This window comes from Chitinophaga sp., from assembly GCF_017745275.1.
GTDB lineage: Bacteria > Bacteroidota > Bacteroidia > Chitinophagales > Chitinophagaceae > Chitinophaga.
Window position 1 is genome coordinate 733295 of sequence record NZ_JAGHZS010000002.1, and the last position, 19244, is coordinate 752538.

16 protein-coding genes are annotated in these 19244 nt (G+C 45.6%); 12 read left to right on the forward strand and 4 right to left on the reverse strand.

Annotated elements, in window-relative coordinates; genetic code table 11:
- Window positions 1-38: 38 nt before the first annotated feature.
- The 11 genes from J7623_RS08715 to J7623_RS08765 all read left to right on the forward strand — a co-directional run bounded on the left by J7623_RS08715 (window position 39) and on the right by J7623_RS08765 (window position 13365).
- Window positions 39-989 carry an SPFH domain-containing protein gene (locus J7623_RS08715; RefSeq protein ID WP_291919433.1) on the forward strand — a complete coding sequence of 317 codons (951 nt, stop codon included), beginning with the start codon at window positions 39-41 and terminating at the stop codon, window positions 987-989.
- Window positions 990-992: 3 nt separating this feature from the next.
- Window positions 993-1244, forward strand: a complete 252-nt coding sequence (locus J7623_RS08720) for a hypothetical protein (RefSeq protein ID WP_291919434.1) — start codon at window positions 993-995, stop codon at window positions 1242-1244.
- Complete coding sequence (locus J7623_RS08725) at window positions 1245-2063, forward strand: hypothetical protein (protein WP_291919435.1); 819 nt, start codon at window positions 1245-1247, stop codon at window positions 2061-2063. It abuts the gene before it with no gap.
- Between the two features lie 11 nt (window positions 2064-2074).
- Window positions 2075-2644, forward strand: a complete 570-nt coding sequence (locus J7623_RS08730) for a DUF6620 family protein (protein ID WP_291919436.1) — start codon at window positions 2075-2077, stop codon at window positions 2642-2644.
- A gap of 199 nt (window positions 2645-2843) precedes the next feature.
- Window positions 2844-3461, forward strand: a complete 618-nt coding sequence (locus tag J7623_RS08735; protein WP_291919437.1) for a biopolymer transporter ExbD — start codon at window positions 2844-2846, stop codon at window positions 3459-3461.
- A gap of 223 nt (window positions 3462-3684) precedes the next feature.
- Entirely contained in the window at window positions 3685-4215 is a 531-nt protein-coding gene (locus J7623_RS08740) for an RNA polymerase sigma-70 factor (protein ID WP_291919438.1), read from the forward strand.
- Between the two features lie 80 nt (window positions 4216-4295).
- Window positions 4296-5477 (forward strand): FecR family protein, encoded by a 1182-nt coding sequence (locus tag J7623_RS08745; protein ID WP_291919439.1) that lies wholly within the window; start codon window positions 4296-4298, stop codon window positions 5475-5477.
- A 105-nt stretch (window positions 5478-5582) separates the two neighbouring features.
- The gene (locus tag J7623_RS08750) at window positions 5583-9149 is read left to right on the forward strand and encodes a SusC/RagA family TonB-linked outer membrane protein (protein WP_291919440.1); all 3567 of its coding nucleotides are present in this window, start codon (window positions 5583-5585) and stop codon (window positions 9147-9149) included.
- A 30-nt stretch (window positions 9150-9179) separates the two neighbouring features.
- Window positions 9180-10688, forward strand: a complete 1509-nt coding sequence (locus J7623_RS08755; protein ID WP_291919441.1) for a SusD/RagB family nutrient-binding outer membrane lipoprotein — start codon at window positions 9180-9182, stop codon at window positions 10686-10688.
- A 132-nt stretch (window positions 10689-10820) separates the two neighbouring features.
- Window positions 10821-12362, forward strand: a complete 1542-nt coding sequence (locus J7623_RS08760) for a DHA2 family efflux MFS transporter permease subunit (RefSeq protein ID WP_291919442.1) — start codon at window positions 10821-10823, stop codon at window positions 12360-12362.
- Window positions 12363-12546: 184 nt separating this feature from the next.
- Window positions 12547-13365, forward strand: coding sequence for an HAD-IIA family hydrolase (locus J7623_RS08765; RefSeq protein WP_291919443.1), 819 nt, complete (start codon window positions 12547-12549; stop codon window positions 13363-13365).
- A gap of 249 nt (window positions 13366-13614) precedes the next feature.
- Here the strand turns inward: J7623_RS08765 and J7623_RS08770 are convergent, their stop codons facing one another.
- On the reverse strand, window positions 13615-14085 hold the full coding sequence (locus tag J7623_RS08770; protein ID WP_291919444.1) for a hypothetical protein: 471 nt from the start codon (window positions 14083-14085) through the stop codon (window positions 13615-13617).
- 439 nt (window positions 14086-14524) lie between these two features.
- Between J7623_RS08770 and J7623_RS08775 the strand changes: the two genes are divergently transcribed.
- Complete coding sequence (locus J7623_RS08775; RefSeq protein ID WP_291919445.1) at window positions 14525-16288, forward strand: hybrid sensor histidine kinase/response regulator; 1764 nt, start codon at window positions 14525-14527, stop codon at window positions 16286-16288.
- A gap of 13 nt (window positions 16289-16301) precedes the next feature.
- Here J7623_RS08775 and J7623_RS08780 read toward each other — a convergent pair whose 3' ends face one another.
- From J7623_RS08780 to J7623_RS08790, 3 genes are all read right to left on the reverse strand, one after another.
- Window positions 16302-17429, reverse strand: coding sequence for a hypothetical protein (locus J7623_RS08780; RefSeq protein ID WP_291919446.1), 1128 nt, complete (start codon window positions 17427-17429; stop codon window positions 16302-16304).
- Between the two features lie 349 nt (window positions 17430-17778).
- Window positions 17779-18330 (reverse strand): hypothetical protein, encoded by a 552-nt coding sequence (locus tag J7623_RS08785; protein WP_291919447.1) that lies wholly within the window; start codon window positions 18328-18330, stop codon window positions 17779-17781.
- Window positions 18311-19006 (reverse strand): 6-bladed beta-propeller, encoded by a 696-nt coding sequence (locus tag J7623_RS08790; RefSeq protein ID WP_291919448.1) that lies wholly within the window; start codon window positions 19004-19006, stop codon window positions 18311-18313. Before J7623_RS08790 ends, J7623_RS08785 begins: the two co-directional genes overlap by 20 nt.
- Between the last annotated feature and the right edge of the window lie 238 nt (window positions 19007-19244).

Below are 19244 nucleotides of genomic sequence, written 5' to 3' on the forward strand. Positions count from 1 at the left end.
GTTATCATTGACTAATTGAGTGTTTAAACCCTGACAACATGGCCATACCATTTGTTGAGATTATTGAATCGGTACCCCCTGATCAGGATTTGTTGATGTGGAAGTTTCCGGATGAGGACAAGGAAATTAAAGACGGGGCGGTGTTAACGGTTAGGGAAAGCCAATCGGTGCTTTTCCTGAATGAGGGCCGTGTGGCGGATATCTTTACAGCGGGAAGGTATACACTGGATACACAGAATATCCCGGTGCTCACCCGCCTGAAGAACTGGAAACATGGCTTTCAGAGTCCATTTAAAGCGGATATATTTTTTTTCAATACGCATCAGTTTGTAAACCTGAAGTGGGGAACGCCTGCGCCGGTATTGATGCGGGACGCCAGCTTCGGCCAGGTAAGGGTCCGGGCATTTGGATCTTATAATATCCGTATTACGGACGTAGCAAAATTTTTCAGGGAGTATGCCGGCACTTTTCCGCAATTGGGTATCCGCGAGCTGGAGTGGCAGCTGCGGGATTTTATAGCATCCAGGTTTGCGGAAGCATTGGCCACTGCACACATTTCGGTGGTAGATGTAGCCGGAAATCTTTCTGCCCTGAATGAAAAGATCCAGCCATTGATTACGCCTTATTTCACCGGCTTTGGATTAGCTGTTACCAGCTTTACGATCACCAATGCTACGTTGCCGGAAGAGGTGTTGAAATATTATGATAAAGCAACCGGTATGAATATGATAACGGACATGAATAAATATACGCAGTTCAGTATGGCTAATGCAATGTCGCAGGAAAATACAGCGATGGCCAATGCCGCGCAACAAGCCATGGCGATGGGAATTATCCTGAACCAGGCCAAAACATCCGCTGTAGAGCCGGGACCTCCGCCGGAAGATGTGACCAGCCGGCTGCAGAAATTGAAGCATCTCTTTGAAGCTGGCCTGATTAACGACAACGAATATACGGTGAAGAAAGAAGCATTACTGAAACTACTATAACCTTTGAGCGACGAAGAGAAAAAACGGGCACAATCCTATCTCGAAAAACTAAAACAAACGGCCCTGCAGCAGCAACATTATGGCGGTGAAATAAAACAAACACCCGCCAGCATGGATGCCCGAGACTGCCCAAATTGCGGCGCCGGCAGGGCATTCCGGCATGGACTAACGTCCTGCGCTTATTGTGGATTTGTATTTATGGACACCACGCTGACAGATGGCATTTATATCAAAAAGGAAAATAATTCAAAGTAGATGTTCGGATTCGGAAGGAAATACGATAACCCAGCACTGATAGCAGAAATAAATGAAACACAGCAAAGATGGTTTGCATTTTTAGATAAACTGGAAGCCCGGGTAGGAGAAATGTGTGCGGCGGCAATTCCCGAACTAAAAACGGTTTTTGCACAGGATAAAGACCCTTATAAGCGTGCCCATGGCCATTTGCTATCGGGTTTGCAAGGGCAGCTTTCATTGATTCGTACCAAGGCTAATGACGCCAGGGAAGAAAAGATCAACGGCCTGATATATGCAGCGGAAGGAGTTATTCCGCCTATTACATCTGCCGAAGGCAGTAAATATCACCAGTTGTTACATACCTTCAGGATGGCCTGCTTTAACCGGCATCATATTTTTGAAGAGAAACTGCATGTGGCTATGGAGAAGTTGCAGGCTGCCGCCGGGGAGCGGGACCTGGAAACGGCCTACCGGGAACAACTGGAAGCTTTTGAAGCGATCAAAGACAAATTCAATTGCCAGCAATGTGGAGGAAATATCACCATCCCAAAAATGTTTTTCATTGCCACGTATGTGAGCTGCCCGTTTTGCCAGACCCAAAATACTTTCCTGCCATCTACCGGCGCACAAATGGTATTGCATGATGCCCGTGCACTGGCAGAACAACGTACCGCTCACCTGCGCCAACTGGCAGAACGCACGCAACCACGGAATCCCGATTTACACCGGCAGTATTACCGTGCCATGATTAATGAGTGGAATAAAATTGTACCGGATATGGCCGGGGAGAATGAAAAATTTTATGAAAGATTATTAAAAGATATTGGTCATTATTAAACATCAATTATATGTCAGAAAATCCATTATTAGCACCCATTCACGGCATTAGTTTAGAAGACTACAGCGCTGCCTGCGCCAAAATGGGCAGTGGTTTGAGTGAAGAACAGGTAGCCAGTGCATTGGGTGTGGAGTTACCCGTATGGCAGGAAGTAAACCTGCTTTGGCCTGAACGCATGAAACAGGACGAAACCTATCACATTATCACCCTGTTTGGTCAGTATTTTGGTCAGGCCGATCAACATCCGAAGTTCAGTAACCTGCAGCCTACCTTATCTGCCGAAGGCGCAGATAATACCGCCAGGATAAAAACAGATAAAGCATTTTATGCAGAACTGGAAGTAGCACGACAGGTGGCATACGACTATGGACAGGATGGCGCACAGTGGATCCTGGATAACTACGGTATTCCATTGGGCGATTTCCAGGTAGCAGCCAGCAACTGGAATGAACAGATTCATCGCGATATTGAGGCCGACTTTGAAGGCTATAATGCACAACAGGCGGCTTACAGGGCGAAGTATGAAAAGTTTTTTGCTGCAGCGCAAGGCGGTAATGTAGCAGATGATATTGAATTTTAAAACGTTCTTTTTCGGAAATATGCTTAACGGCGGTGTCAATAGATGCCGTCGTTTTTTTTTGCCAGGAACAAAAAGGGCTTATGGATTTTTTATGGCGGTGCATCTGTAAAGAAAATATCATAAATATTTCGCTGCACATTAGCATAGTATTATGCTGACAGGGAATACGTATGCTATATCATCCAAAAATAATAAAGCTATGCCCAGGATTAAAATGGCCCGTAAAAGCACACTGGTGGATATGACCGCCATGACAGATGTTGCTTTTTTATTACTGACTTTTTTTATGCTCGCCACTAAGTTTAAGCCCAGCGAGCCGGTATCCGTGATTACGCCAACATCCATTACCACTACTGTACTGCCGGAATCGAATGTAATATTGCTGACGGTAGATAAGAAAGGCCGCGTGTTCTTCGACTTGCCCGGGCAAGGATACCGGCAACAACTAATCACGGACATCGACAAGAATTTTCACCTGGGGCTGTCGGCGCAGGAGAAGCGCAACTTTGTACTGGGCGTGAATGTGGGCACCGATATGAAGCACCTGAAAGATTACCTGGCCATGACGCCGGAAGCGCGGAAAAACGCGGCGATAGAAACAGGGGTATCAACAGATTCTACTAACAATGAACTGGCCATATGGCTGGATTATGCCATGGCTACCCAACAAGGTAAGCTAAAAGATTTAAAGTATTGTATCAAGGCAGATAATGAAACGCCTTATCCCAAAGTAAAAGTGGTACTGGATGTTTTTAAGAAAAAGAATATTCAGCATTTGAACCTGGTCACCGACCTGGAAGCCACACCAGAAGGATAGTTATACCGGCGCCTGTGCTTTCATCAGCCAGGCGCCGCTGTTGAGTGCCATTAAAGAAATAAGTAGTAACAGCCATTGCCCGGGCGTTTCTCCACGCTTTTTTGTTTCCCTTATTTTCTTCTCTTCCTTATTTTTTTGTGTTATCTTACTACAAGAGGTGAATGTTGGGTGCTGATCATACCTGAATTATAATTACCTTGTATGGATCACGAAAGGAATTTATATGTCAACTTCATCAGCCAAAATGGAGCCAGCAGCACTTTTCAGGACATACTATACCCGGCTTTGCTATTTTGCTTTCCAGCTTATTGGAAACCAGGATCAGGCAAGAGATATTGCGCAGGAAGCCTTTGTGAGCTACCTGGCGCAGCGTGATCAGGTATCAGATCATCCTGTAGCCGTCAAAAATTTTCTCTATAGCAGCGTGCGTAATGCCTGTCTCAATGCCCTGCGCCATGAAAAGGTAGTGGAGAAATTTGCCGCCGCCCAGGAGAATATGCCAACAGAAGATAGCACGGTGATGCTGTCTATCATCAAATCTGAAGTAGCCGGCGAAATACACCGGGTGCTGGAAACCCTGCCTGAAGCTTGTCAGCTGATTATCCGTATGGGATATATAGATGGCCTGAAAAACCAGGAAATAGCCGCCCAGCTCAACATCAGTATCAACACCGTAAAAACCCAGAAGAAAAGAGGGCTGTATTTATTAAGACAACGGCTTAACCCGGAAATTTATTCCCTCTTCTTTTTATAATTGCGCTTCCCCAAAAAATAGTTCAATTCTCTTTCACCCCATTTTTTAGTGAGCGTTTCTTTATACAGTAAGCAACTTGTATGGAGGATTCGTTTAAATACGCTGACCTTATCGTTAAATACCTGCGGGAGCAGGCTACACCGGCAGAACAGCAGGAGCTGCAAACCTGGCTGGAGGCGGATGTACGCCACCAGGAGCTGATGGCCTCCATGAAAGATCCGGGTACCTTACGGGCGGCCATGGCTTTCCAGGATCAGCTGGATGTGGAGGGCGACTGGCAGGCAATACTTGCCCGCACTACACCGCTGACGGTACACCGCAACAGGGTATGGCGCAAGGTTGCCGCGTGGACTGCAGCAGCGGCCCTGCTGGGTGGCATCATCGCCGTGTATACCTGGCCGCGCTCCCCGGCGTCCGATCCACGCGTAATTGCCGACAACACCCATACCTTCAAAAATGATGTACTTCCCGGCGGTAACAATGCCACCCTGCAGTTAGGCAACGGCAAAAAGGTGACGTTAGGCAACCGGGTCACCGACAGCCTCAAAGAAGCCGATGGCACCACTATCGGACAGCAAACCGGGGAACTGGTTTATCACAAAGCTGCCAGTAGCGATAACGAATCAGCGTTGTTTAATACGTTGTCGACCGCCCGCGCAGGGCAATACCAGCTTACACTGGAAGATGGCACCAAAGTATGGCTCAACGCCGCTTCCTCCCTTAAGTTTCCCGTACATTTTGGCAGTGGAGAGCGTCGCGTGGAATTAACAGGCGAAGGCTACTTTGAAGTAAACGCCAGCAGCGCCCGCCCCTTTAAAGTAATGGTACAGGGCATGGAAGTATTGGTGCTCGGTACTCATTTTAATATTGGCGCCTATGGTGATGCGGTAAAAACCACGTTGGTCAGCGGCGCAGTGAAAATACAATTGCCCGGCAAAAGAAGCTGGCAACTGCAACCGGGACAACAGGCCCAGGTGCAACAGCAACAGGTAAGCATCACTACCGCCGATATGGAAAAAGCCATCGCATGGAAGGAAGGCATCTTTTTCTTTAAAGATGACGACTTCAAAGAAATTATGGAACAGGTGGCGCGCTGGTACGACCTGGAGGTACAATATAATGGACCCATGCCGGCGAAGCGTATCAGCGGCAACATCAACCGGCAGGCCCGCTTATCGCAGGTGTTGGAAATGCTCAACTTCGTTAGTGGCGCTAACTTCAGTATTAATGGGAAAAAAGTAACTGTCAGCACGAAAAAATAATTACCGTAATAACGGGAACGCATATATTAAAATAAGAGGGACGCGGAACGCAGCCCGGCAACCAAATTGTAGAAATCAATCGCTATTAATTAAAAAATTAAACCGATGATGAAAAGATCTATTTCCGCTTACGGGCGGAACCTGTTATTCCTTGTGCCAATAAAAGCAAAAGCGGTAACGTTATTGCTCTTGCTGGTAGCACTCAGCACCACTGCTACTGCCTTTGCACAGAAAATCACACTGTCTGTAAAGCAGGCATCACTGGACCAGGTGTTCACCGCCATCAAACAACAAACCGGCTATTTTTTCCTGTACAATAATGACGTACTGAAAAATACCACACCTGTGAATATCCAGGTGAAAGATGCGGATATCACCACCGTAATGAATCAATGTATTGCCGGACAGCCGCTGGAATACAAAATTATTGACCGCACGATTACCCTGAAAGAAGCACCGCTGAAAAAGCCGGTTGCCCATCTGCTGGCAGATACTACCATCACCGGCCAGGTAACGGATGAAAAAGGCGCACCGCTGCCGGGTGTAACGGTAAGCGTGGAAGGCTCTTCAAAAGGCGCTGTAACAGATGCTTCCGGTAAATATTCTATTCAGTTGCCCGCAGGTGCCAAAGCATTGCTGTTTTCTTTTATTGGTTACAGCAAACAACGCGTGGAAACCGCAGGCAACAGCATCATCAACGTGAAATTGGCAGAAGGCGCCAAAGGGTTGTCGGAAGTGGTGGTAACGGCGCTAGGTATTAAACGGGAATCCAAATCCCTTGGCTATACCGTAGCAGAACTGAAAGGGGCCGACCTCTCAGAAGGAAAAGAAGTAAACGTTGCCAATGCCTTATCCGGTAAGGTAGCCGGCGTACAGGTAAGTCAGCCGGCGTCCGGCGCAGGTGGCTCTTCCAAAGTACTGATACGTGGCAACAACTCCCTGCAGGGCAACAGCCAGCCACTGTACGTGGTAGACGGTGTGCCCCTCGACAATCAAAACATCGGCGCAGCCGGCAGTACCGGCGGTGTGGACTATGGCGATGGCATCTCTAATATCAACCAGGAAGATATTGAAAGTATCTCCATCCTGAAAGGCCCGAATGCCGCCGCTTTATACGGACAAAGAGGTAGTAACGGTGTAGTGCTCATCACCACTAAATCAGGATCTTCCCGTAAAGGTATCGGCCTGAAATTCAGCAGCGACTATTCCATTGGCAACGCCCTCGTAACACCCGATTTCCAGGATGAATACGGGCAAGGTCTCAATGGCGATTTTACCCACTTCCGCGCCAGCGATGGTAAAGTATATACCATGGCGCAGGCCAAAGCACAAGGTCTGCAGGGCATGCCTAAAATGAGCGCTGGCCGCGACAGGATCGCCCGCAGCAGCTGGGGCCCTAAAATGGAAGGACAACAATATGAAGACCAGTGGGGAAATATCTTATCACTCACGCCACAACCTAATACCTACAAACATTTCTTTAATACAGAAAAACAATTCGTAAACAACGTGGCCGCAGATGGTGGCAACGATAAAATAAATTATCGCTTTTCCTATTCCAATACACATGTCAACGGGTACGTACCAACGAATACATTAGATAGAAACACTTTCAATCTCCGTACACAGGCGTATATCACGCCCAAATTCCAGTTGGACGCCAAGATCAACTACATCTCCCAGAAAGGTAAAAACAGGCCTACACTTTCCGATGCCTCTGATAACCCGGCTTACCTGTTCATCAGCCAGCCACGCAGCATGCCGTTGAATATACTGGAAGATTATACCTGGACGGCAGCAGATGTAGCCAAACAGTTCGGCTATAGCGGCGTTACACCCGGCCTTGAGAAAACCTACGCTACCAACAGTTCTACCGCCAACCCTTACTGGACCATTCATAAAACACAGAACACGGATCAGCGTGATCGCTTGCTGGGCATGTTACGCTTATCATATGAGTTCAATAAATGGTTGAAATTAACTGCCCGCGGAGGTACTGATTTTTATACGGAAGAAAGATTGCGCTGGAGAGCAAAAGGAACTTATCAAAGTCAAAACAGGAATGGTGATATAGAAGACCGCGTGATCCGCGTCAGGGAAGATAACTATGATGTGCTGTTGAACAGTAACCTGGAACTGAACAAGGACTTCACGTTGGGTCTGAATGCCGGCGCCAGTCATCAGAAAAAATTCATGCGAATGACCGGTAATACTGGTAAAGAGTTTATTGTACCGGATCTGCATGTGATCAATAATACCTTAACCAATTCTTATCTTTTTGACCTGCAGCAATCTGAAATAAATTCCGTGTACGGCTTCGGCCAGCTGGCTTTCCGTAACTACTGGTTTGTTGATTTCTCTGCCAGGAACGACTGGTCTTCTACCTTATCTGCCGCCAACAATTCTTTCTTTTATCCTTCTGTAAGTACCAGTCTCATTATGACGGATATCTTGTCACTCAACAAAAATATCATCAACTTCTGGAAACTGCGTGGCTCACTGGCACAGGCAGGTAGCTCCGGGAACCCGTATCAGCTTACCGGCGCTTACAGCCTGGATCAGTTCACCCATGGCGGACAACCACTGGCGGCATACACTTCTATTATTCCTGATCCGAACCTGAAGAATGAGCTGACTACTTCCGTGGAATTTGGTACCGACCTCCGCTTACTGAATAATCGTTTAGGCATTAGCTTTACTTACTATAATGCTGCTACGAAAAACCAGATCCTCGATGTACCATTGCCTCCTTCCAGCAAGTTTGAAGCACGCCGTATCAACGCCGGCGAAATCCGTAACAAAGGCATCGAATTATCCCTCAGCGGCACACCAGTGAAACTGGCCAATGGCTTCACCTGGGAAAGCTCTTTTAACTTTTCACGCAACAGGAATGAAGTGGTATCACTCACTACCGGCGTAGAAACCTTTTTGCTGGGAAGCGACAGAGGTATTAACGTGATTGCCGCACCGGGTAAGCCTTTTGGCACCATGATCGGTACCGGCTTTGCCTGGCTGAAAGATGAGGCAGGCAATCGCCTCATAGATCCAACTACCGGCTTACCATTGCGTACACAGGGCCGTCAGCTTACCGAACTAGGTAACGCCATGCCCGACTGGACCGGCGGCTTTTCCAATAATTTCCGCTATAAAGGTTTTGCGTTAGCCGCACTGGTAGATATCCGCCAGGGTGGTTTGGTATACTCGCAGAGTAACCGCGAAGAGCTGATCTATGGTACTACGAAGAGAACCCTCACAGGCCGCGATGGCAGCTATGTAGCCACCGGTATGGTAGCGGAAAAAGATAATAACGGGAAATGGGTCAGCACCGGTAAACCCAACACCATGAAGGTGATGGCGCAGGACTATTGGAACGTAGTAGCCAGCGATAAGGAAAACGTGGTATCTGAAGAAATGATGAACGATGCCAGCTATATCGCCATGCGTGAAATCAGCCTGAGCTATGCTTTGCCGGCCAAATGGCTATCCGGTAAAGTGATCCGCAGAATGAGCATAGGCATTTATGGCAGGAACCTTTTCTACTTCCAGCGGAAAACAGATGGCTTCTCTCCGGAAGCATCTTCCTTTAACGTCAACAATTCCTCACTGGGACTGGAGTCTACCGCATTGCCTATGATGAGAAATTTTGGTGTGAACCTGAGCCTGGACCTGTAAACATTGCTGACTATCTAAAAACGAAAACACATGAAGCACAAATCACTGCTATATACAAGTATACTGGTAACGGGATTGCTGATGGGAGGCTGTACCAAAAACTTTAGTGATCTGAATACGCCACCTACCACCGTAACCAATATTGATCCGGCATTATTGCTGTCTAAAGTACAGAAAGACGCCGCATTTTCTGAAGGCACAGAAACCGCAAATATACAGGTAGGATCCTGGGTGCAATATTGGGCAGGTGGCCTCGTAGCGCCAACATCCCGCTATATCCAGCAGCCAGACAACAACATGTGGGCTGCTCATTATACCTTGTTGCGCAACCTCGGACAAATCCGCAACCAGGCGTTGAAAGGTAAAGAGGGAACGCCGGCTGGCAGAACAAAACTGGCCATTGCCCGCATCCTCGAAATATTTGTATGGCAACGACTTACTGATCTGTTTGGCGCTGTGCCCTTTTCCAAAACAACAGAAGATGCTGCGGAAGTAAACAACAAGCCGGTATACGATAGCCAGGAAGCCATTTACAAACAAATGATCACCGACCTGGATGCCGCTATCGCCAACATCAATGCTACAGACGAATCTTACGGCAACGCCGATTTTTACTACAAAGGCAATACCGACAACTGGAAGAAATTCGGCAACTCACTGAAACTTCGTTTAGGCATGCGCATTAAATACGCCAATCCGCAGTTGGCAGAGAAGACCGTGCGGGAAGCAATGAGTCAGCCGTTGTTTGCAGACAACAAGGATAACGCTGCCGTACCTACCTTTAATGACGCGCAAACCTCGAATGCCAATCCTATCCTGCAGCAGTTCATCAGCGGTAGCCCGGATCTCCGCTACCTGGCATCCGCTTTTGTGGCTACCCTGAATGATAAGAAAGACCCTCGCCTGACCTTTATCGCCGCGCCTACCGTGAATTCGAAAGGCACCGGTACACCGGTGTATAAAGGTATTGGAGTAGCGCTTACGGATGCGTTGCTGTCTGGTATCATCAAGGATGATTATTCTACTGCTGCTATGACTACGTATTTTAATCGCACTTTAGCCACGCCTATCCCGGCATATGTACTAACGTATGCGGATGTATGTTTTTTCAAAGCAGAAGCCGCATTAATGGGCTGGGGCGCCGCACCGGCGGAAGCAGAAAAGTTTTACCAGGACGGTATCCGCGCCGCCATGGCCATGCAGCCGTATAATATCACTACTATTCCGCAGGCTTATATAGATGCAGAGTTTTCACTGGCTGGATTAACGACCGAAAAACAGTTGGAGAAAATCATGACGCAGAAATGGATACACCTGTTTGGCCGCGATTATGAAGCGTTTGCAGAGTGGCGCCGTACGGGTTATCCCGTGTTGACGCCGGGTCCTAATGCCGGTTCTACCAATGGTACCATTCCACGCAGGGCAGTATATTCTTCGCAGGAAGCCCTGTTGAATACAGATAATTATAAAGCAGCAGTATCCGGACTGGCAAATGGCGATAGCTATTTGTCGAAAGTGTGGTGGGACCAAAAGAAGTGATCGTTAGCATGGCAACCTTGTGAAATGAAATGGCTCCTGTACGGGAGCCATTTTACTTTCATAAATAAGTGATTGCCCGGGGAACATTTTGCATAAATGAATGTTAACTTGTTATTCTTATCTCCCCGGCATATGACAACCGTATCTCTTCGCAGCCCTGCAGGAACCTGGATTATGGTCACCACTATATTGGCCTCTGCCATGGCATTTATTGACGGTACCGCCCTGAATGTGGTATTACCCGCTTTACAACGGAGTTTAAATGCTTCGGGTGCAGATCTCTTCTGGGTATTAAATGCCTATCTGCTGATGCTCGCCTCGCTGATACTGATAGGGGGCACGTTGGGCGACAGGCTGGGGCGCAAGAAGATATTCATGATAGGCATTTTTGTTTTTATCCTGGGGTCAGCAATCTGCGGATTGGCAGGCAGTGCCACTATGTTGATTATTTTCCGGATGATACAGGGTATTGGCGGGGCGTTGATGATACCGGGCAGCTTATCGCTGATATCTTCCGGAATCAATGAAAATGAGCGGGGTAAGGCTATTGGTACGTGGTCGGCGGCTACTACGCTGGTCACTATGGGCGGACCTGTATTGGGCGGCGCATTGGCCGACGCAGGCTTATGGCGTTATATCTTTTTTATTAATGTGCCACTCGGCGTAGTGGCGCTGGTGTTACTGGCGTGGAAAGTAGAAGAGAGCAGGGAAGGCGATATGCAAAAGGGACTTGATTTTCCGGGGGCGGTGCTCATTGCCCTGGGGTTGGCTTTGCTGACGTTTGGTTTTCTGCGGATGCCGTCAGCAGGTTGGGAAGATGTGAAAGTATACAGTACGGTTATTGCCGGGATCGTATTACTCGTGGCCTTTGTAATAGTAGAGTATAAAAGTAAGGATCCAATGTTGCCACTGAACCTGTTTACCAACTTAACTTTCACGGGGGCTAACCTGCTGACTTTTTTCCTGTATGCGGGATTGGGGGCAGGTATGTTATTCCTGTCGCTGAATATGGTACAGGTACAGGGATACAGCCAGTTGGAGTCGGGGCTTACCTTTCTGCCGTTTACCATATTGATGATTACTATAGCGCGGTTTGCGGGTAGTTTGGCAGATAAACATGGTCCGCGTTTATTCCTTATCATGGGTCCGGCGTTGGCGGGTGTGGGGTTGTTGTTATTGTCGTTTGTAAAGCAAACGCGTGGAGCAGTGGATTACTGGACTACTTTTTTTCCGGGTATTCTCGTTTTTGGGCTGGGCATGTCGTTTACTGTGGCGCCGCTCACAGCTACAGTGATGGGAGCGGTGAGCAGTCATTTATCCGGTACTGCCTCCGGCGTGAACAATGCTATTACGCGTATTGCCGGGGTATTTGCCAACGCTGTTTTTGGCGCATTGGCAGCATTGTTTTTTGCGACGGCTATACAAAAAGATATAACTGGTTTACCCTGGCGCCCGGAACAGAAAACAGCTGTAGTGGCACAGGCGGTGGACCTGGGAAACGCCATGCCGCCTGCAGCATTGGATACTACACAACATGGCGCTGCAATGAAAATATACCACGAAGGATTTATTACTGCCTATGGAAAAATTATGCGTTTATCCGCCGGCCTGGGCTTCCTGGGTGGATTGATGGCGTTGTTGTTTATAAAGCCTGTTAAAACCGGCAAAACTTAAAATGAAAAAACGTTTTTAAAAAATTTTAATTACCAGAATTTATAATTATCTTTAGGTCGTAACCCGCTATTTATATTTCATACACCGCTGTATCTACGCAGCTTCCAGCCTTTATCCATTCCATAGTGTTTATGATGGTTGTTTTTTTATTGTTCAACATATAATTCATCAACATCGAATTGCTATGAAAAAAAAGGGATTTCTTATCGACATGGATGGTGTAATCTACAAGGGAAGTGAACCAATTCCGGGCGCAGTAGAATTTATTAATGGTTTAAAGGAGAAAGGGATTCCCTTCCTTTTTCTGACCAATAATAGCCAGAGAACCAGCAGAGATGTTTGCTACAAGCTGAACAAAATGGGCTTTAAGGTAAATGATGAAGATATCTTTACCTGTGCGATGGCTACCGCGAGGTACCTGGCTTCCAGGAAAGAAAACGGTACTGCGTATGTTATTGGTGAAGGAGGCTTGCTGACGGAATTACATAATGCTGGTTATTCTATTGTAGATGATCAGCCGGATTATGTAATTATCGGGGAGGGCAGAACCATTATGCTGGAATCTGTAGACAAAGCCATTAATATGATTATGAAGGGAGCAAAATTAATTGCGACCAATCTTGATCCTAATTGCCCCATGGGTGATGGTAAATATCGCGCAGGATGCGGCGCATTGGTGGCGATGCTGGAATCGGCCAGTGGTATTCAGGCATTCAGCGTGGGTAAGCCTAGCCCCGTGATGATGCGTATGGCCCGAAAAACACTTGGACTCACCACCGATGAAACGGTGATGATTGGTGATACCATGGGAACAGATATTTTAGGTGCAGGTTCTATGGGATTCACTACCATACTCACTTTAACAGGGGTGACACATGAATCGGATCTCGCGCATTTTGGTTATTCCCCTGATTTTATTGTAAAGTCTATTAAAGATTTGCTGAATGAACAATTGTTTATGAAGGTAATGGGGGAGCCGGCGTTGATGGAAGTAGATTATTAAGATAAAGTGTAGTTCCAAACAGAGACTTCGCGTTTAGCGCGGGGTTTCTGTTTGCCCTTGGGCCTATCGTATACCAGGGAATGTTAAATAGTCCCTCGTTAACATAAACAGTTACACTATCATTAACGGATGTTGTCTCGTAGGTTTTCTTAAGTACTTTATTCGTAATGTTTTCTCTACAGGCCCTCCAGGAGCTATATACAGTACATAAAATGTATCGCCTTTGTGCGTTGGTAAAGAGCTATAGTATTATTCTGATATTTCTACATCTTTCAATGCCCAGTCTTTAAATACTGCTATAAACCAATATCCCACGGCAAGATGTGATTCAAACGTCAGTTCACAAACAACCAATTCGTCTTTAACTGCGGGTATATATATACCGGTTAAACGAAAATCTTTGGAGAAATCATCGAAAGTGAAATTTTCTTCTCCATCATCAACGGGGATACCACGTATGCGGGCTGCGATCTCCGGTAGTAGCGTAATGTAACGATCTTCCAATGCTTCAATAGCATCTTCCTGCAGGTGGTCTGGCCCACGCCGGTCAGTGATGATGCTAAGCGTTACCGTATTTTTTACCGGTTCAAAAAAGTACTCGCACCAACAACTACCTGTTGACATGGCCCATCTGGAATGCCGGAAAGTCATTTCCCCGAATTTGGGATGCTGGATAGTAATTGCGGGAGACGACCGGAAAAGAAAACTAAATAGTCCCATAGGTATAATTTCCGGTAATAAATATATCTGTTTTGAGGGGATTATTCCGGGAAGATGATAACTGCAGTAAATCGTTCGGAAAAGCGGGATATGTACGAGATGCAGGAAGGATAAGCGTTTCGGTAGAGGAGGGGGTTATAGGAATCAGCCGGGAAACTTATCTTGGTGAGAAATATGCTGGGAAAACCTTTGCTGACAAAAGAAAAGTAAGGGCGTTTACATTTAATTTACAGTTCATAAATAAAATATGAATATCTTTCAGATATATTCCGGGAAGATAAAATAGTAGTACCCAAAGCAAGCAGATATTCAGGAAGAAAAGAACGATATTGAAGTTGTATACCTGACCCAAACAGAGCGGAAGTTTTGCTACCGGAAGATTGGATATAAACTCAAAATAACGTTAAGGCCCGCGCCTTAAGCAGAAAACCTACACGACATGCAGTATTGGAAACTCACATCTGGCAACCACGGCTTCAAAGAGCAGTTTCACAGTTTTATTTCCGCTATTTTGAATATTGGTACTTCAGATGTCTCGGATTCTGAGAGTATTAAAAGGATCCGGTTCACTAATGCCATTGGTGCCTCTGTATCCTTGATGGTATGTGTTATTGCCCCTATTTATTTTGCCTTTACTCATAATAAGGTAATGCTGGCTGCTGCTGCTGTAGATGCTTTGGTGGCCTTATCTGTTCTGCCTTTAAATCATTATAAACAGCATTTAACTGCCAGCCTGGTGATCTATTTCCTGCAATGCTTTGCAGTACTGGCATTCGGAGTTATTTTGGGTGGTGTATTACAGTTGCAGTTTATGATTGTATTTCTGATTACCATTCTTTACCTGATGTTTAAAAATAAAGCGTTGCGGATTTTTTGCCTGGTATCTGCTATACTAACACTCGCTGTCTTGCAAACTATCTATTATTTAAATTCAGTAGAACTCCAACCTATAGGGCTGGGAACTGGTTATATTATTCAGTCGCTTGCCCTGGCGGGCGTTCTGTTTTTGATCCTGGTAGTGAGCAAGCCCTATGTACATAGCAATGACTATTATCCTGAGCTGGAAAGAGCCAACCGCTTCAAGAAGATTTTTATATATCAAATTTCACACGAACTGAGAAATTCGCTGAACCAGGTATACCTGGCGGCTAACTTGTTGAAACAGGAAGCCCTGTTGGACGAAAATCTAAAAAAGAATGAATACCTGATTGATATGCTTCGCTATTCGTCTATAGAGGCAAAGAATATCGTGAATAATGTATTGAGCATGTCCCGGATTGAATCTGGAATGGTAGAACCTACGGTGCCCACTACTTTTTATACCAAAGCCTTTTTTGAAAAAAGCGTAGCTGTATATCGTCTGATGGCCAGGTCAAGAACGCTCACGGTGAAACTGATGATCGATAACAGTATGCCTGAAATCATGGTAGGAGATCCGTTAAAATTGAATGAGGTGATCAATAACCTAATGGGCAATGCGATAAAGTATGCCCATAAAAACAGCACTATTTATTTGCGTATCACAGGTAGTGGAAAAACCTATCACCTCGAAGTGACCAATAAAGGAGAAAGCATTCCTATGGAGAAGCTCACTGCTATTTTTGATCCGTTTGTGACCAACAAAAGCAATCGTAACATCGAAGGCACAGGCGTGGGTCTATCGCTCGTAAAACGCGTAGTAACTTCGATGGGTGGCAAAGTAGCGGCGTCATCTCCCATGCCGGAACATACGATGTTTACCGTTGTATTGCCACTGCAGGCAGGAAAAGCAGAAGATATCATAGAAGAGGAGGATGAAATGGATATCTTCGATTGCTCCCTGAAAATCGTGTTGGCGGAAGACAATGAAATGAACAGCCTACTCCTCTCGAAATTATTACAGAAATTAGGCTGCAAAGTAATCACTACTCCCAACGGACAGGAAGCGCTGGAAGCTATTGAAAAACATAGTCCGGACTTAATTATCCTCGATAGCGAAATGCCGGTAATGAATGGAGAGCAAACCCTACTGAAGCTAAAAGCGGATAATAATGCTATACCTGTAATAATCGCCACAGCAGACGCCTTTGCGGAAAACCAGGGACGTTTTACAACAGCCGGCGCTGCCGCGATTCTTTCTAAACCTATTGAACCGAAAGAATTGGCTAAAGTATTAAACCAACATGTGAAACGCCGCTGTGACGATCTATTACAATCTCAGTAAAAAATACATCCCGTTATACTGCTTTAGCAGTGGCATTAGGTAACTGTGTTTCTACCCAAATAGAAGCAGGACGTTTGTAACGCTTTGTGTATACCTGCCATAGCCAACTGGCCTGTACACATTTGTCGATACCTTTCAAATGCTGGTGTAGCCTGGCTATTTTGTCTGCATCTGCGGCAGGTGCCAACGACAATTGCACGTTGATTTTGTCCATTAAATCCAGCAGCTCTACCAGTACATCTTGTACAATTTTGGCCGCACTATTGATCACTTCCGGGAAACTATAGTCTGGATGATTCAGTGCAATAGCCATCAAAAGATTGGCATCTGTACTGTTGTCAATGACTTCTTTTTCAAATGAAAATAGGTCATTCGATAAGCAACCAAATGCTGCCGTTAAGAAGTTAACCCGTTGCAGATACACATCAATACCCGCTGCTGCACACCATTCTTTATTGAGAAAGTTACCATCTGCATATTCAATCAGCAATACAATGTGATGCATGCCGGAAGTATGACAACGCAGACCAATATACTCCTCCACAGTAGGAATATGCCCCAGGGCATCGGAATTGCCGTCTTTATGGGTTACATCGATGTGATAGCAATACAATTGCAGAAACTCTTCAAACCAGGCTGCCGGTGAAGTTTCCTTCATGAATTTAAGGATGTAGATATTGGCTTTTTCTACAGGAGTGGCATTTTCAGGCAGCGATAAATGATGATCTACACTGGCCATGCGTTTCATCAGGTTGCGTGCATCTTGTTGTTCAGTAGCTTTCAGATGGCCGAAAAGATCCCTTCCTGCCACATCATTCAGGTAGTAATCAATGGCGTTGTTTTCTACCATTGCCAACATACGGTCGAACTGTGCATCAGGATATAGGTATAGTTCGCAGGTAATGTAGTGCCGGGCATTTTCGCACCAGATATTGTGCTCCTCGCAAAATGCCTGTGCAATGCGGATAATTTCATCGCTTTGCGGGTGAGGATATAGTTTTTTACAATAATCCTGTAAGGTAAAACTGCCGAAATTTAGCAGGTCAGCAATGGAGAAAGTGGTACCCTCCATTAGTTGTTGCAAATACTGGCGCTGGATCTGCGCCATTCTACGGGCAGTCAGGGACATAGTTCTCTTCATAAATGTGATTTTTTAAATGTGTATGAAAAATAGAAATCCATTCTATTTGCTTATAGCCAAACAGTTAACCGTAGCCTTGATAAGAAGTCATTTGAGCAGGCAATAGGCGGCAGAAGAAATAGGAAATAGACCGAAATAGACATAGGAACCATATCGGTGTTTTTACTATCCTTTAATAGTACAATAGTGTTGCTGTATTAATTATATGCGGTACAATATAGCTAAAATGGACAAATCGGTAAATGGGGAAAATAACCGGAAATGCGCATGCGCATTGACATACAGCAGATTATGGAAAAATGACTGCGGAAATAAAGCGTGGGATTGGACCAATAACTAAATACTATTTCTAAAAATTATCTGCAAATCTTACCTTAATAATCACCGGGTTACCTCTTTTATTTTTACTATTCTCCAGGTATTTTGTCAGCACCGGCGGATACACCGGATGCTTATCTGCATTGGCTTCTTTTTGCTGGAACAAGGTCAGCGAAGAATAAGAGGTATACAGCGTATCCCCATCCTGAGCCATAAAACCGTAATTGGAAAACTCAGAGCCGCCGATGTTGTTATCTGTTAAAAAAAGGAAGGAGGTACTTGCATCCGGCGTAATTTTATCAATGCCGGTTAAGCGGCCGGACTTTAGATTATAGATATACCCTCCTTGCCTGTTGCCATAAGCATCCGGGCGGAAAAAGAGGTGGGAGCCAATTTGAGCAACATTGCCCAGGATGTAATAAAATGCTCTGTTGTTTTCCAGGTAATTAACACGCTTGCCATTGATAGTAGTGTCAGTAAGAAAATCGCCCGGGAGCGTGTTGGCGAAAGGGAATACTAACTGGTACACCGGACGAAAGGAGTGGGCACTCAGTTGGTAGATATTAAAGTCGAATGGACGCACAAAAAAAAACGCTGCTGTCGTTATGGGGATAGAAAACACTATGGTTGCTATGTAACATATCCCTGGCAGGGACATTGGCAGTCCGGAAGTTATAGGGCAGGTATTGCTGTACAATTCCCTTATCGTCCATTACCACCACCTGGTAGGCAATAGAATCCTTATTTCTTTTATCCGCACCATATGCCGAGCCTGCCGTTTTTCCATTGCCTATGTATTTTTTATCGTAGTAGGCATCAGTTTTTGTTCTTCTGATGAATTGCCCATCCAGGTTAAAATAAACCTGCTCATTACGACAGGGGATACATATTTCCTGTTTGTCTTTATGATACCAGAAAGAATATATGGTATAGTTGACGTCGTTACTGACGGCCTTTGCTTTAATCTTTGCATGAAACTTTCCTGCTTTGTCAAAGATGAGAATAGCTTTGGTAGCCCAATCCAAAATAATATAATACTGCCGCGTCACTTCCAGCCGGTTGATGCTACCGAAAGTACTTTCGGGACCGGATTCCAGTGGTGTAAACGAAATTTCCGCTATCAGGGAAGACGCCTGCCCGCCCATAGCTGTGGCTGGGTCAATACGTAGTTTAGTCACTTCCTGTGCATGGATAGCAGTAGCAAAGAAAAGTACGCCGGCGTATAAGAGATGTTTCAGGTGCATAATGGATGTAAGCATTGATAGCTTTAAGATAGATAATTAAACGTTCCCATTACCCTTGATAAGCTAAATCGCTAATGGTTGGCTACTCAGGCCGATATAATTTTATTTTTTACCGATATTTTTTTCGCAACCACGCGTTTTCCCGCCGGGAATGCGGAGTTTATCTTTATATTTCCAACAGGGAGCGAATCATACCCCTGCTCAACAAATCAAGAGAAGGTTCGGTAATGCCACGTTTTTTTCAAGAATAATA

What these genes read in the sequence shown, in the direction of transcription:
- J7623_RS08715 (WP_291919433.1), top strand. Translation starts at nt 39, where the DNA reads ATGGCCATACCATTTGTTGAGATTATTGAATCGGTACCCCCTGATCAG.
- J7623_RS08725 (WP_291919435.1), top strand. Translation starts at nt 1,245, where the DNA reads ATGTTCGGATTCGGAAGGAAATACGATAACCCAGCACTGATAGCAGAA.
- J7623_RS08730 (WP_291919436.1), top strand. Translation starts at nt 2,075, where the DNA reads ATGTCAGAAAATCCATTATTAGCACCCATTCACGGCATTAGTTTAGAA.
- J7623_RS08735 (WP_291919437.1), top strand. Translation starts at nt 2,844, where the DNA reads ATGCCCAGGATTAAAATGGCCCGTAAAAGCACACTGGTGGATATGACC.
- J7623_RS08740 (WP_291919438.1), top strand. Translation starts at nt 3,685, where the DNA reads ATGTCAACTTCATCAGCCAAAATGGAGCCAGCAGCACTTTTCAGGACA.
- J7623_RS08745 (WP_291919439.1), top strand. Translation starts at nt 4,296, where the DNA reads ATGGAGGATTCGTTTAAATACGCTGACCTTATCGTTAAATACCTGCGG.
- J7623_RS08750 (WP_291919440.1), top strand. Translation starts at nt 5,583, where the DNA reads ATGATGAAAAGATCTATTTCCGCTTACGGGCGGAACCTGTTATTCCTT.
- J7623_RS08755 (WP_291919441.1), top strand. Translation starts at nt 9,180, where the DNA reads ATGAAGCACAAATCACTGCTATATACAAGTATACTGGTAACGGGATTG.
- J7623_RS08760 (WP_291919442.1), top strand. Translation starts at nt 10,821, where the DNA reads ATGACAACCGTATCTCTTCGCAGCCCTGCAGGAACCTGGATTATGGTC.
- J7623_RS08765 (WP_291919443.1), top strand. Translation starts at nt 12,547, where the DNA reads ATGAAAAAAAAGGGATTTCTTATCGACATGGATGGTGTAATCTACAAG.
- J7623_RS08770 (WP_291919444.1), bottom strand. Translation starts at nt 14,085, where the DNA reads ATGGGACTATTTAGTTTTCTTTTCCGGTCGTCTCCCGCAATTACTATC.
- J7623_RS08775 (WP_291919445.1), top strand. Translation starts at nt 14,525, where the DNA reads ATGCAGTATTGGAAACTCACATCTGGCAACCACGGCTTCAAAGAGCAG.
- J7623_RS08780 (WP_291919446.1), bottom strand. Translation starts at nt 17,429, where the DNA reads ATGAAGAGAACTATGTCCCTGACTGCCCGTAGAATGGCGCAGATCCAG.
- J7623_RS08790 (WP_291919448.1), bottom strand. Translation starts at nt 19,006, where the DNA reads ATGCTTACATCCATTATGCACCTGAAACATCTCTTATACGCCGGCGTA.